12 protein-coding genes are annotated in these 13,379 nt (G+C 67.6%); 2 read left to right on the top strand and 10 right to left on the bottom strand.

The genetic code is table 11. The features are described from left to right. Positions 1–15: 15 nt before the first annotated feature. Positions 16–399, bottom strand: coding sequence for a VOC family protein (locus GOALK_RS17325; RefSeq protein WP_006360142.1), 384 nt, complete (start codon positions 397–399; stop codon positions 16–18). Further along, entirely contained in the window at positions 400–630 is a 231-nt protein-coding gene (locus GOALK_RS17320) for a hypothetical protein (protein ID WP_006360141.1), read from the bottom strand. It abuts the gene before it with no gap. Positions 631–815: 185 nt separating this feature from the next. On the opposite strand from GOALK_RS17320, the gene GOALK_RS17315 reads away from it, so the two are divergent. Together GOALK_RS17315 and GOALK_RS17310 are read left to right on the top strand one after the other, a co-directional pair. Beyond that, entirely contained in the window at positions 816–1,187 is a 372-nt protein-coding gene (locus tag GOALK_RS17315) for a cupin domain-containing protein (RefSeq protein ID WP_035755066.1), read from the top strand. 196 nt (positions 1,188–1,383) lie between these two features. Continuing rightward, positions 1,384–1,872: an NUDIX hydrolase gene (locus GOALK_RS17310; RefSeq protein ID WP_006360139.1), complete on the top strand. Its 489-nt coding sequence runs from the start codon at positions 1,384–1,386 to the stop codon at positions 1,870–1,872. 138 nt (positions 1,873–2,010) lie between these two features. Here GOALK_RS17310 and GOALK_RS17305 read toward each other — a convergent pair whose 3' ends face one another. From GOALK_RS17305 to groL, 8 genes are all read right to left on the bottom strand, one after another. Beyond that, positions 2,011–2,628, bottom strand: a complete 618-nt coding sequence (locus tag GOALK_RS17305) for a TetR/AcrR family transcriptional regulator (protein WP_006360138.1) — start codon at positions 2,626–2,628, stop codon at positions 2,011–2,013. Between the two features lie 22 nt (positions 2,629–2,650). Then, complete coding sequence (locus tag GOALK_RS17300; protein ID WP_006360137.1) at positions 2,651–4,498, bottom strand: hydroxysqualene dehydroxylase; 1,848 nt, start codon at positions 4,496–4,498, stop codon at positions 2,651–2,653. Positions 4,499–4,636: 138 nt separating this feature from the next. Then, positions 4,637–6,175, bottom strand: a complete 1,539-nt coding sequence (locus tag GOALK_RS17295) for a PH domain-containing protein (protein ID WP_006360136.1) — start codon at positions 6,173–6,175, stop codon at positions 4,637–4,639. Next, a complete protein-coding gene (locus GOALK_RS17290; RefSeq protein ID WP_006360135.1) occupies positions 6,162–6,680 on the bottom strand; it encodes a PH domain-containing protein in 519 nt (172 codons plus the stop codon). The genes GOALK_RS17295 and GOALK_RS17290 overlap by 14 nt, the downstream gene beginning before the upstream one ends. A 53-nt stretch (positions 6,681–6,733) precedes the next feature. Further along, complete coding sequence (locus GOALK_RS17285) at positions 6,734–7,495, bottom strand: SDR family NAD(P)-dependent oxidoreductase (RefSeq protein WP_006360134.1); 762 nt, start codon at positions 7,493–7,495, stop codon at positions 6,734–6,736. Between the two features lie 67 nt (positions 7,496–7,562). Then, positions 7,563–9,341 carry an acyl-CoA dehydrogenase gene (locus GOALK_RS17280; protein WP_006360133.1) on the bottom strand — a complete coding sequence of 593 codons (1,779 nt, stop codon included), beginning with the start codon at positions 9,339–9,341 and terminating at the stop codon, positions 7,563–7,565. Positions 9,342–9,669: 328 nt separating this feature from the next. After that, entirely contained in the window at positions 9,670–11,451 is a 1,782-nt protein-coding gene (locus tag GOALK_RS17275; RefSeq protein ID WP_006360132.1) for a sigma-54-dependent Fis family transcriptional regulator, read from the bottom strand. Between the two features lie 239 nt (positions 11,452–11,690). Continuing rightward, on the bottom strand, positions 11,691–13,343 hold the full coding sequence (gene groL / locus GOALK_RS17270; RefSeq protein WP_006360131.1) for a chaperonin GroEL: 1,653 nt from the start codon (positions 13,341–13,343) through the stop codon (positions 11,691–11,693). Positions 13,344–13,379: the final 36 nt, after the last annotated feature.

Here is a 13,379-nt window from a genome sequence, read left to right as displayed (position 1 = left end):
GCCGACGCCCTCCGGCTAGCGGGTGTCCTTGCGCAGCGGGTGATCGTCGGGGATCTCCACGACGATGATCCGGCGTCCGTCGGGGTCGTCGGCATGCATCTCGATCAAGCCCCACGGTTCGGTGCGCGGCCCGCGTGTGACGCTCACCCCACGGTCGCGGAACTGCTTCTCGGTGGCCTCGGCGTCGCGCACCTGCAGCCAGAGCGCCGCGTTGCTCGACGGGTCCGGCGCGTCGGTCTTCATGTGCGAGGAGATCTCGATGAGCCCGTTACCGGCGAAGAACACGATGCCGCCGGGGTACTCGCGGTGAACCGGTAGGCCCAGCTGCTCACGGTAGAAGGCCTGCAGGCGTTCGGGGTCGGGCGAGAGCAGCAGCACTCGGCTGGACAAGACCTCCATCTATTGCCCCTCGGTGCTTCCGTCGGAGCCGCCCACCGCGTGGCCGCGGTTGTGGTCGGCGTGGCCGGCGGCCTCGTATGCCGCACGTTCACGGACCAGCCGGTCGGTCTCGCCGATCGGGGTCGAATCGCCGAAGGCGAAGGCCGACGCGTGCGGCCATTCGTGCGGCACGTCGGGGTCGACGATGCGGTCGTCGGGAGCCGATTCCTCGGGGTCGAGTCTGGAGGCCATGCGTACAACGATATGCCGATTCCGGCGAGGTCGGGGCGGTGTCCGGTCTCCGTCGCCGGCGTGTCTCGGACGCGGCGCCCCGCATGCCCTCACCAGCGCCGGATCGTGCGCCGACCGCGACCGAACCGCAAGCTCGGGTTCGTACCGTCAGAGGTGCCCGTCGATGTCGACCCGTAGGAGGAATCATGACCGGCACCGAACATCGCACCGAACACCGCGACTTCGCCGAACCCGACGAGGTCCGCACCTTCGGCCACGGCCGGATGAGCGTGCTCAACGTCGGGGATTCCGAGATCGGTCGACTGGAGTTGCAGCCCGGCTGGCGATGGTCGGTCGACGTCAAACCGGTCGCCGGTACCGAACTCTGCGAGGCCCCGCATTTCCAGTACCACGTGGCCGGAACGCTGCACATCGTGATGGCCGACGGCACCGAGTTCGATGCCGGGCCCGGACAGATCACGTCACTGCCGTCCGGCCACGACGCGTGGGTGGTCGGCGACGAGCCGGTGGTCACCGTCGACTTCTACGGGGCGAGCAACTACGCCAAGCCTCATTGACGGTCATGCCTGACGAGGTGTTCCACACTGCTGGTCTCCACGGAGCCTCGACGCGGTCTTCTATGTCCTGGCGGGTCTGGCCCTGGTGGGCGCGGCTCTGACGCTTCTGGTTCCCGACATCCGGGAACGTCGGCTCGCCGGGTCACGAACCGCGGCGTGACAACCCGCCGTCGGCGTTTGGCGCGAAGATGTATCGGTGACCGTTTCCAAGACTCGACGCAGCGCGGGGGTCCTGCTGTTCCGGCGCGCTGATTCGGGCGGCGTTGAACTCCTCCTCGCTCATCCCGGCGGCCCGATCTGGGCCCGCAAGCCCGACGAGGGGTCATGGTCGATTCCGAAGGGTCTGCTCGATGCCGACGAGTCGGAGTGGGATGCGGCGCGACGCGAGTACCTCGAGGAGATCGGCAGCCCGGTGCCCGACGGCCCGCACATCGACCTCGGCGAGGTGAAACTCAAGAGCGGGAAGGTCGTGATCGGGTTCGCGGTCGAAGGCGATCTCGACGTGACGACCGTCGTCAGCAACGCCTTCGAGATGGCGTGGCCGCCGCAGTCGGGCCGCATGCAGTCGTTCCCGGAGATCGACCGCGCCGAGTGGTTCGACCCCGAGACCGCGAAGAGGAAGCTCAACCCCGCGCAGGCGGTGTTCGTCGACAGGTTGCTCGACGCCCTCCCGACCGGCGGCTGAGTAGCCGAGGAGCTTGCGAGTCGACATTCCCGCGTGACTGATTCCTTCCCGCTCGGAGGCTGGCGCCCGCGGGAAGGAGACGATGCCGCGGGACGGAAACGATTGAGCGGGAACAGGTAGGCGGGGGCGGCCCCGGCATCAGCCCTCCATCAGGTAGATCCGCGTCAGGTCCTTCCACAGCGGCAGGTGCGGATCGGTGGCGGGGTCGCGGCGATCGATCAGGTAGGTCGTCGCTGCACCGCGCATGCTCGTGAACAGGATCGGGTAGAGGTCGGCATACCGCGGCGACGACGTCAGGTCCGGTCCGAGGAAGCCGGCGACCGCCTCGCGTACGGTCTTGCCGATCTCGCGTTCGGTCGGCAGCAGCGCGGTGCGCAGGTTCTCGTTGGTGCGGGCGGCGACCCACAGTTCCATCGATGCCACGAAGTACGGCTGATGGAACGTCGACCATCCGACGTCGGTGGCCAGCGAGATGCGGGCGATCGGGTCGTCGGGCCAATCCACGCGGCTGGGCAGCTCTTCGATTCGTGTCTTGGCCAGATGCCCGACCGCCGCCATCAGCAACGCATCACGCGACGGATAGTGGTGCAGCAGCCGCCCGCGGCTCACCCCGGCCTCATTCTGGATGGCGACGGTGCTGGCACCGGAGTAGCCGCGATCGACGAGCACGCGGATCGCCGCGTCGAGGATGCGGGTGCGTGTCACGCCGGATCGTTGCTGGACGGCGGGACGCGCGGCACCGGGGGAGGTGGTCACCTCCGGATCCTAGATCGACTGCTCACACGTCGAGGATGTGTGGGAGACCGGCTCGATAACGGTCACGGTCGATCTGCTTGAGAGGATCGAGCATCGGCAGCTCCCACAGCGGGAACAGCGTCGCGTCCTGCGCGGGACTGTCGGCCGCGGCGATGATCGCGTTGGTCACCCGCCGGCCGGATTCGTTGGCGCCCTCCATCGTGGCGAGGTCGATGTTGCTGCGGACGTGGTCGCCGCCGATGAACAGGTTCGGGATCTTCGTGTGGGCGTTCGGACGGTGCGCGTACGACCCGGCGGTGTTGACCATCAGTGGAGTCGCGTTGGCGATGGTCGGCGACCACGTGATCCCCGGATCCAGCGACCACGTCACGATGTCCGCGGAGCGCAGGATCTTCCGTCCGCCGGCGTTCATGGCCCGGCTCATCTGCGCCCACACCTCTCGGGCGATCTCCTGTTCGGTGCACTGCTTGGCAGGCTTGCCGTACAGGATCCCGGGCTTCTCCCACTCCGAGATGTCAATGGACAAGCAATCTTTCACACGACCGTCGCCGTACTTGCGGGAGAAGTCGACCTTCCACGGTGGTGCCTGGTACAGGCCGGTCAGCGCCCACGGGGTTCCAAGCGCCGCGATGTGGCCGGGCGGCAACTCCGACCGCCGGGACAGGAAGTATTGGATACCCACCATCCAGTCGTCCTGGAGTCGATGGATACCAGCGAGTGTCGGGTCGGCGGAGACCAACTGCGGTGACAGCAGCGGCTTGAGCCGGTCGATCGGCATGGCCGCTACGTACCAGTCGGATTCGACGGTCGTGCCGGTGGTCAATCGGGCGCCGGTGATGCGGCCGCGGGCGACGTCCAGCTGCGCCAGGCCCGCCCCCATCACGAAGCGGACGCCTCGACTCCGCAGATGGGCGACCCACGGGTCGATCCACGCATGGTTGGTGGGCCGGTTGAGGATTCGGTCGACGTCGCCGATCACCAGACCGGACTGGTACTGGGGTATCAGGCCGCTGGCGGCGGTGGTCAGTGCCAGGCCGATCTGCCCGATGGTGCGCGCCGACGCAGAGTCGGGTTTCGCGGCCACCAGGGCACGGGTCAGGGCGCCCACGAGGTACCGCTGATAGGCTCGCGACTTGCCCTTCGCCTTCACGAACTGCATCCAGGACTGGTTCTCCCACTGTCCGATCCGACGCTCGGTGCAGCTCGTCGCGATCACCAGTTCACGTGAGACGAAGTAGGCGAGTTCGGTCAGCGGGACGTCGACGACGAACTTCAGCCCGGTCATCATCGCGTTGCGCAGGTTCTCCAGGGTGACGATCTCCGGCGCGTGGTCGACGAGACCCAGCAGCGATGCCGGTGCCGTCGTCGGGGCGTAACCGGATTCGTCGAAAGCGATGGTCGCCGATTCGACGCTGATCAGGTGTTGGTCGCGGACGTTGCTGCGGCCCAACGGGATTCGTTCCATCATCTCCGGCACGTGCTGATAGCAGCTGGGGAAGAAGCGGAAACCGTGCTCGCCGGGCAGGGCCAGACGACCTCCGCTCGCGGTGCCGGGTACATCGTGGCTGCGGGCCTTGCCGCCGAGGTATGCGGGTTCGTAGACGGTCACCGCGAAGCCGCGCTCGACGAGCTCGTGCGCCGCGGCGAGTCCGGACATCCCGCCGCCGAAGACGGCGACGTCGCGACCACGACCACGCCCGCTGCGCGGTACCGCTCCTGCCGACGGTACGTGGGCGTGGGGGAGTGCTGTTGCGGTACCGGCGAGGACGGCCGCGGCCGCCGATCCCCGCAGAACCGTGCGGCGGGAGAAGCCCTCTCGGGCTGCCCCGCCACCGGAAGTGCTCGCCGGGAATTGCTGGTCATCCGACATTGTCCGACCCTCCATCGACCCCAGAACAGTCAGTGCTGACTCATCTGGTTGTGATGTCTACCACAGGCCGCAACGGCGTCGGACGGATTTGGGAAAACGTCTCAGTCGATCGTCCCGGTTGCCTCCGCGGGCGCCGGATCAGGATCGGAGGAACGGCGCCACCCAGTCGGGTGTCACGTCGGCGGTGATCGCCGCGGCGGTCGCCTCGTCGACGTCGACGAGCGAATAGTGCTCGGAACCGGCGGCGGTCGCGAGGATCAGCGTGCAGACCCCGGTCCGGCGCTGGAAGACCGACGACCTGCTCGCCCAGCCGATGACCCCATCGCGGTCGACGACGATCCGCTGCCGGGCGACCGTCGGGGGTGCGATGACGACCGAACGGGTGGTGAGGCGGTGGCCGAGGTGTCGGGCCCGGACGACGGCGAGGCCGATCGAACCCGCGAGCGCAAGCACCCCCACCGCGATCCAGGGGACGGGGATCGCACCGGCGGCGACCGCGATCGAGATCCCGGCGAGGATCACCAGACCCGCGAGGAAGCCCCGGTTGAGGCGTCGGATGAAGGCGACGCGGCCGTGTCCGGTCAGCCCGGCGGTGAGTTCGGAGCGTTCGTGGGTGACCAGGTCGGCCACCCGCATCGCCTCGGAGATCGGTGCCGGCGGCAGCAGCAGCGGATGCTTGGTCGCCCCGGTCGCGATCGCCTGCAGACGAGCGCCCTTCAGTGGGCGCATCAGGATCGGCTCGGTCAGATGGCTACCCCGGATGCGCTTCTCGTCGAAGCTGATTGCGTTGGTGGTCAGCAGTCCGCGTTCGGTGCGCAGCGTGCCGTCGGGATGCCGGGTGAGCCGGAAGTCCCAGTAGCTCAGGACGTATCCGACCACCGACAGGACGGAGCCGACGAGGATCACCGCCACCACGGCCACGGCGATGACGAGTGCGAGCGGGATCGACCGCACGGTGTCCAAGGCGTCGCGCGCGAGTCCGACCCCCTCGTCGAACATGCCTGCGTCGTTGGCGATCTGGACGCCGATGCCGACGACCGCCGCGGCGATCGCGAGACCGCCCATCGAGAACGGGGAGTACCGCAGCCAGGCGTTCTGGAAGCTGGTCAGCACCTCGGGTGCCGCCGACGGTGTTTCCGGAGCGAGATGCTCATCCGATGCTGCTGCGGCAGAACGGGTACCCGCCGTCGGCATCAGGTCGTCGTGCAGGGCCCGTGCTTCGGGGAGGGTGACGGCGCGGAGTTTGACCTGCGACGCCTGTTCGTCGCCGCCGGTGCCGATGGTGACCTTCTGCAGGTTCAGCACGCGGTGGACGAGGGACGCGGTGAGGTCGACGCTGCGGATGCGGTCACGCCGGGCGGTGGCGACCTTCTTGGTGATCAGCCCGCTCCGGACCCGGACGTGTTCCGCGGTCACCTGATAGAAGGTGGTCAACCACGGCACCACCGTCACCAGCGGCACGAGCACGACGGTGGCGATCAGGGTCAACAGGGGCGCGCTTCGGCCGGCGAAGACAAGTGCGATGAGGACGGGGATCAGCGAGGGGAGTGATTCGACGACGGTCACCGCCATCATCCACGGAGACTGTCGATGCCACTCGTCCGGCGCATCGATGTGCAGACCCGACGCAGGGGTGGGCGGCGGCACGACGCCGGGCTGCGGCTCAGGTTGCGTCATCGGTGAACGCCTGGGTGCGAATGGTCAGGTCGGACGCGGTTGCGCGCGCCAGTTCGGCGTCGAGGCCCTCGATGTGGATCGTGCCCGCCGACGACGCCGTGGTCACCGTGAGCTTGCCCAGCTTCAGCAGCTGCTCGAGAGGTCCGGCCTCGGTGTCGACGACCTGGATGCGCGCGATCGGGATGATCACCCGGTGCCGAACGAACCAGCCCGACTGGGCGTACACCGCATCCTCGCTGACCTCCCAGCGGTGAAAACGGTACCGCCACAACGGGACCACGGTCGTGTAGAACACGGTCAGCAGGGCCAGGGCGATCGCGGCGAGCGTTGCACCCCACCGTGCGTCGGGGACGACGACCGCGACCACGATGGCCGCGATGGTGGCCGGCACACCCAGGATCAGCGGACCGACGCGCCACAGGGTCTTGGCACGCGGATCGACCTGGTTGACCGGCTCACGCAGGGTGGGATGCAGCGGATTGTCGGGAGCGGGTGCGGATTCCATTGCGACCAGTCTAGGGCCGCCCCGCCGCCGACCGCGGCAATCGCGTGCCGCTTCTAGGTGATCGTGACGCCACCGTCGACCGCGAGGGTCTGGCCGGTGACGTAGCCGGCGGCCGCCGACGACAGCCAGATCGCGGTGGCGGCGAGCTCTTCGCCGTGGCCGGTGCGGCCCAGGACGACCCGCGGCATCTGCGAGTCGAGGTAGCCGGGCTGGTAGGTGTCGGTCATCTCGCTCTCGAAGAAGCCGGGCGCGATGGCGTTGACCCGGATGCCCTTGCGGGCGCCCCACTGCTGGGCGAGGTCCCGGGTGAGGCCGATGACGCCGGCCTTGCTCGCGGCGTAGGCCGCCTGCGGCAACCCGGCGGTGGTGATGCCGAGGATCGACGAGATGTTGACGATCGCACTTCCCGGCTGCATCACCCGGCCGCACGACTGCGCCATCCAGTAGGAACCGTTGAGGTTGACGTCGATGACGTCCCGGAACTGCTCGGGGGTCTCACGGGTGGCGGGGTAGGCGGTGCCGATCCCGGCGTTGTTGATGAGGACGTCGACCTTGCCGAAGGTCTCCATCGCCGCATCGACGACGCGCTGGCACTGTTCGGGGTCGGAGACGTCGGCGGGGACGACGAGCGCCTTGCGGCCCAGCGCTTCCACGGCGGCGGCGGTGTCGGCGAGCTTCTCCGCCCGACGCGCGGCGAGCACGACGTCGGCGCCGGCTTCGGCGAAGCCGCGGGCGAAGGAGACACCGAGTCCCGACGAAGCGCCGGTCACGATGACCACCTTGCCGGTGGTGTCGAACAGATCCATCACGGACATCGTTGTCTCCCTTGTATGTTCTTACGTGACACGGCGCATCGGCGTCGCGTCGTGATCGGTGGTGAGGTCAGAACCAGGACGGTTCGACGTCGAGGGTGGTGCGGTCCAGAGCGGTCAGGAGGTCGAGCTGCGGGCCGGTCTTCGGTAGTTCATACCGGAAGAAGTACTGGGCCGCAGCGCGTTTGCCGTCGTAGAAGTCGCCGGACCGGCCGTCCGCAGCGAGGAGTTGTTCGAGCCACATCCAGGCGATGACGATGTGGCCGGTGGCCTCGAGGTAGAGCGTCGCATTGGCGAGCGCGAGCTTCGGATCGCCCGACGACCAGATGTGCGCGGTCACCTTGACGAGTCGGTCGACGATCGACTGCAAAGCATCGGCGTACCCGGCGGCAGCCGGCACCTCGAGCGCACGTCCGACGGTCGCACCGATGGTCTCGGCGAGCAGTGCCAGGCCGGCACCGCCCTGCATGATCACCTTGCGGCCCAGCAGGTCGAGGCCGTGGATGCCGTGTGCCCCTTCGTGGATGGGGTTGAGGCGGTTGTCGCGGTAGTACTGCTCGACGTCGAACTCGCGGGTGTAGCCGTAGCCGCCGAGTACCTGGATCGCCAGGCTGTTGGCCTCCAGGCACCACTGCGACGGCCAGCTCTTGGCGATCGGGGTCAGCACCTCGAGCAGCAGGTCGATGCGGGCGCGCTCCTCGGCGTCGGCGGCCGTCGCGGCCTGATCGACGAGAACGCTGCAGTACAGCTCGAACGCGAGTGCGCCTTCGACGTAGGACTTCTGGGCCAGCAGCATGCGCCGGACGTCGGCGTGTTCGATGATCGGTACCGGCTTGGTCGACGGGTCCTTCTGGTCGACCGGGCGGCCCTGCGTGCGCACCTTCGCATACTCCAGAGACGCCTGGTATCCGGCGTAACCCAGTGCGGTGGCGAGGAATCCGACTCCGATACGAGCCTCGTTCATCATGTGGAACATGTAGGAGAGGCCGCGGTGCTCCTCGCCGACCAAATATCCGACAGCACCGGGTGCCGAGTCGGGGGAGAAGGTGCCGTCGCCGAAGTTGAGCAGGCAGTTGGTGGTCGCGCGGTTGCCCATCTTGTGGTTGAGGCCGACCAGGGCGATGTCGTTGCGGGTGCCGTCCGGCAGGAACTTCGGGACGATGAACAGCGAGATCCCCTTGACGCCGGGACCGCCTCCGGGGGCCTTCGCGAGTACGAGATGCACGATGTTCTCGGTGAGTTCGTGGTCCCCGGCCGAGATCCACATCTTGGTCCCGGTGATCCGGTACGTGCCGTCGCCGGCCGGTTCGGCCTTGGTGGTGACGTCGGCCAGCGACGACCCGGCCTGCGGTTCGGACAGGCACATCGTCCCGGAGAAGCGGCCCTCGACGAGTGGTCGGACCCAGGTGTCGCGCTGTTCGGGAGTCGCGTACTCGGCCAGCAGGTTGGCGTTGCCGACGGTGAGGAAGTTGTAGGACGACATGGCCGCGTTCGCCGCCTGGAACCACACCGCCGACGCCTGCCGGATGACGGTCGGCAACTGCATGCCGCCGAGTTCCTCGTCGAACGAGGCGGCGATGAGACCGGCCTTGCGGAACTCGGCGAGACCCGACACCACCTCGTCGGGGAGGACGACCTTGCCGTCATCGCCGATGTACGGCTCGTTCGCGTCGCCGATCTTGTTGGCCGGGGCGAAGCACTTCATCGCGAGGTCGGCGCTGAGTTCGAGGACGGCGTCGAAGGTGTCGCGCGAATGTGCCGCGAAGCGGTCCCGTGACGTCAGGGCCTCGACGTCGAGCCATTCGTACAGCAGGAACTCGAGATCCCGCCGGGACATGGGTGTGGCCATCGCACTTCCTCGTGATCGGACCGCCGTTGTGGTGCCCGTCTCACAGGCACCCGTTCATCATGCATCTACCGATCGTCCGCTCGGTAGCCGACCCTCTTTCGAGGGCTCGCGTGTTCGCTCGTCCAGCCGTCGCTGATCGGTTGTTACGAGTATCATACCTTGTCACGTTTGCTTGTAAGGGTGCGCGGTCCCGTGATGGACTACGGGCGATTCACGATCGCGAATAACTTCGGTTATGGCGTGAATGCGCAGATCACGGGGACGGTGCCATTCGGCGGGGGTGGCATCGTTCCGATCTGCCGCCGCCGATCCGCCCTTCGGGCAGTCATCACATGTCGATGCCGAATTCCTTGATCTTGCGATAGATCGTCGCGCGGGAGATGCCGAGTGCGTTGGCGGCCGCGACCTTGTTCTGGCCGTTCTCCTCCAGGCTCCGCACGATCGCGTCCCGTTCGAGTGCCTCGATCCGCGTGAGGGTGTGCCGGCTCTGGGCGCGATACATCGGCGGAAGATGCTGCGCGGTGATCGTCCCCGACCGATGGTGGGTCACCACATCCCGAAGCGCCTGGCGTAGCTCCGCGACGTTCCCCGGCCACGTGTACTTGCTCAACTGCCGCATGGCGTCCGGCGCGACGTCGAGTTCCCGTCCACGGGTCAGCTGCCGCAGGATCGTCGGCACCAGCACCTGAAGATCCTCGATGCGGTGGCGCAACGGCGGTACCTCGATCGTGTGCGAGAAAAACGGCAGGAGGGTTGCACCAAGGGTGGGTGTCGCGTCGCCGGCGCTGAGGGTCATCCCGAGCCAGCCCGCATGCTCTCGTCCCTGCACCACCTCGGCGACGTCGAACAGCATGTCGTCGTCGAACTCGTCGACATCGCGCAGGATGACCGCGAATCCCTCCGTGTCGATCTCGGCGGCGAAGCTGTCGAGCGTGTCGGTGTCCTGGAAGTCCCCGGCGGCGTACACGCGGATGGTGCCCCGCCGATACTGTCCCGCTGCTGCGCGGAGCACCGCCGACCGTCCCGAACCCCGTTCGCCCGAGACCACGATCCAGTGGCCGGCTCCGACATGCTGGGCGATGCGGTCGGATGCCTGCCGCCATGATGAACTGCGTCCGACGATCCCGGGCAACACCGAGGCCTTCGATGGACGTCTCTGGAGTGGGGTGGTGGCCGAATCCATCAGGTGCACATGGAAAACCGCGATGCCCCCAGTTGCGTCGGAGAACTCGGGGACCATAGCCAGTCGTAGCGAACGGCCGCTGGGCAGCGTGTTCACTCGTCGCCCCGCGGCGATGTCGACCGTTTGGTCGACTGCGAGCTCGAGCATCGACACCTGATCCTGCGGGTCGATGCTCTGGCGGAGGCGTCGGTTCATCAGCACGACGTCGGCGGCGATGGCGAGGACCATCATCTGAGGCGCGCGTCGGCAGGTTGCGAGATAGGCGGAGAGGAGCCGGGATTCGCGTTCGCTGGCGTTGGCGAGCATCTGCTGTTCGATCTGGACGGTCGCCGACTTGGCCAGGGACAATAGCAGGGAGCCGCCCTCTTCGACCCACCCGGTGAGGTCGAGTGCGCCGACGATGCCGCCGGAGAAGGGATTTCGGATCGGCACGCCGGCACAACTGAGCTGAGTGAGGCACCCGGCATAGTGTTCGGCGCCCGAGACGAGGGTGGCCTGCCGGGTCTCGAGGGCGGTGCCGATGCCATTGGTACCGGCGTGCTCCTCGCTGTAGCTGTAGCCGGGGGCGAGCGACACTGCGTCGAGTTGGCCGAGGAGTTCGTCGCTGCCGGCGGCGCGGGACAAGATCACACCGTCCGGCGAGGTGAGGATGATGCTCACGGGTTCGGACGACAGGTCGGTGGCGAGTTGGTGCAGCACCGGTCGGGCCGCGGTCATGAGCGGACTGTCGGTGTTGGGCTCTCGCACGAACGGTAGTTCCAAGCGGTCCGTCTGGACCTTGAACGAGCGCGAGCGGCGCCACGAGGTCGAGATCGCGTCTCGGACCGCGCCGGTCAGGCGGTCGTCGACGGCACCGTCGTCGTTGAGGAATCGCTCACGCGCGTGGGCGACGGGCACACGAGACTGGTCTGTGGGCTTGGGCTTCACCGGGACCGTAACTCCCTACTGTGATGTAGGTCTCATACCAGGGGCAGTCTATCGGACAAGGAATGTTCACGGGCGTGAACGGACAGGTGTGTTCTGTCGAGTCCGCGCTGGTCAGCGGCGCATACGGGCATGCGGAAGTGGGCCGGTCGCGATCCACGCCGAGAACAATCTGCGATCGCGACCGGCCCCCGTCGCCGCTGCAGCGACGACGTCCCCGCCGGGGTTCTTGAGGGGGCGGACTAGTAGATGTTGGAGGGCCGCACCATCCCTTCGGCGAGATCACCGAATCCGGGGGCCTCGATCGCTCCCGGGTGCGTCAGGACCTCCTCGACGACCGCGGTCTCGGTGGTGATCAGCAGGGCGGCGATCGACGCGGCACTCTCCAGTGCCGCCTTGGTGACCTTCGCCGGATCGATGACGCCCTCGTCGAACATGTCGCCGTAATCGCCTGTCATGGCGTTGAATCCGTGGCCGAGGGGCAGGCCGCTGACGACCTTGACCACTTCCTCGCCGTCGAAGCCGGCGTTGGTGGCGATCCAGAACAGCGGTTCGGCCATCGACCTGCGGACGACGCCGATGCCCGCCCCTTCGTCACCGCCCACGTCGCCGAGCGCGTCGAGCGCCCGATGTGCCTGTGCCAGCGCGGTTCCGCCGCCGGAGACGATGCCGTCCTCGACCGCCGCCCGCGTCGCGGCCAGGGCGTCCTCGACGCGTAGCATGCGCTCCTTGAGTTCGACGCTGGTCACGCCGCCCACCCGGATGACCGCCACCCGGCCGGTGAGTCGCGCGATCCGTAGCTCCAGGCTGTCCCGGTCGGCGTCGATCCGTGCACGTGCGTGCTGCGCCTCGAGTTGCGCGACGCGAGCGTCGACGAGGGTCTGGTCGCCCCGCGCACCGACGATCGTGGTGGAGTCCTCGGTGACGGTGACCCGGTCGCAGTGGCCGAGATGGTCGAGGGAGACCTCGTGCAGCTCGAGGCCGGTGTCCTTGGCGATGACGTGACCGCCGAGTGCGACGGCGAGATCCTCGAGTTCGGCGACACGGCGGTGACCGAAGCCGGGTGCGCGGACCACCACCGACTGCATCGTCTTGTGCATGTTGCCGCCGACGAGCAGCTGCAGTGCGGGACCGTCCACGTCCTCGGCGAGCACGACCAGCGGACGATCGGCGCGTTTGGCCGCCTCGATGCTCGGCATGATCTCCTGCACCGAGGTGATCTTCTTGTTGGTCAGCAACACCACCGGGTTGTCCAGAACCGCCTCCATCCGTTCGGGATTGGTGACCATGTACCCCGAGATGTAGCCGTGGTCGAACTCGATGCCGTCGACGACATCCACCGACAGGCCCAGGGTGTCGCTCTCCTCGGTGGTGATCACACCGTTGCGGCCGACGTACTCGACCGCGGCGGCGATGGCCGAACCGATGACCTCGTCGTCACTCGCGGCCAGGGTCGCGATGCGTTCGAGATCGCTGCGGCCACCGAGGGCGACGGACTGTTCGGACAGGGCATCGATCACCGTGGTGATCGCCCGCTCGATACCTCGGCGCACCCGCATGGGATTGGCGCCCTGCTCGACGGCGCGTAGACCTTCGCGAACCATGGCCTGCGCCAACACGGTTGCGGTGGTGGTGCCGTCACCGACAACCCCGTTGGTCTTCATCGCCACTTCCTTGACCAGCTGTGCGCCCATGTTGGCGAACGGATCACGCAGCTGGATCTCGCGGGCGATGGTCACCCCGTCGTTGGTGATGGTCGGTGGGCCGGTGAGCTTCTCGAGGACCGCGTTGCGGCCCTTCGGTCCCAATGTCACCTTGACCGCGTCGGCGAGTGCGTTCACTCCTCGCTCGAGCCGCAGTCGCGCTTCGGCGTTGTAGCGCAACTCCTTGGCCATGGTCGTCCTGCCTTTCTGTGGTGTTCTCGGCTGAGT

The organism is Gordonia alkanivorans NBRC 16433, assembly GCF_000225505.1.
Classification (GTDB): Bacteria; Actinomycetota; Actinomycetes; order Mycobacteriales; family Mycobacteriaceae; genus Gordonia; species Gordonia alkanivorans.
This window is presented reverse-complemented; position numbering and strand designations above follow the sequence as displayed.

Coding starts and splice junctions, on each gene's coding strand:
- GOALK_RS17290 (WP_006360135.1), bottom strand. CDS start 6,680: ATGGAATCCGCACCCGCTCCCGACAATCCGCTGCATCCCACCCTGCGT.
- groL (WP_006360131.1), bottom strand. CDS start 13,343: ATGGCCAAGGAGTTGCGCTACAACGCCGAAGCGCGACTGCGGCTCGAG.
- GOALK_RS17280 (WP_006360133.1), bottom strand. CDS start 9,341: ATGGCCACACCCATGTCCCGGCGGGATCTCGAGTTCCTGCTGTACGAA.
- GOALK_RS17320 (WP_006360141.1), bottom strand. CDS start 630: ATGGCCTCCAGACTCGACCCCGAGGAATCGGCTCCCGACGACCGCATC.
- GOALK_RS17285 (WP_006360134.1), bottom strand. CDS start 7,495: ATGTCCGTGATGGATCTGTTCGACACCACCGGCAAGGTGGTCATCGTG.
- GOALK_RS17300 (WP_006360137.1), bottom strand. CDS start 4,498: ATGTCGGATGACCAGCAATTCCCGGCGAGCACTTCCGGTGGCGGGGCA.
- GOALK_RS17325 (WP_006360142.1), bottom strand. CDS start 399: ATGGAGGTCTTGTCCAGCCGAGTGCTGCTGCTCTCGCCCGACCCCGAA.
- GOALK_RS17295 (WP_006360136.1), bottom strand. CDS start 6,175: ATGACGCAACCTGAGCCGCAGCCCGGCGTCGTGCCGCCGCCCACCCCT.
- GOALK_RS17315 (WP_035755066.1), top strand. CDS start 816: ATGACCGGCACCGAACATCGCACCGAACACCGCGACTTCGCCGAACCC.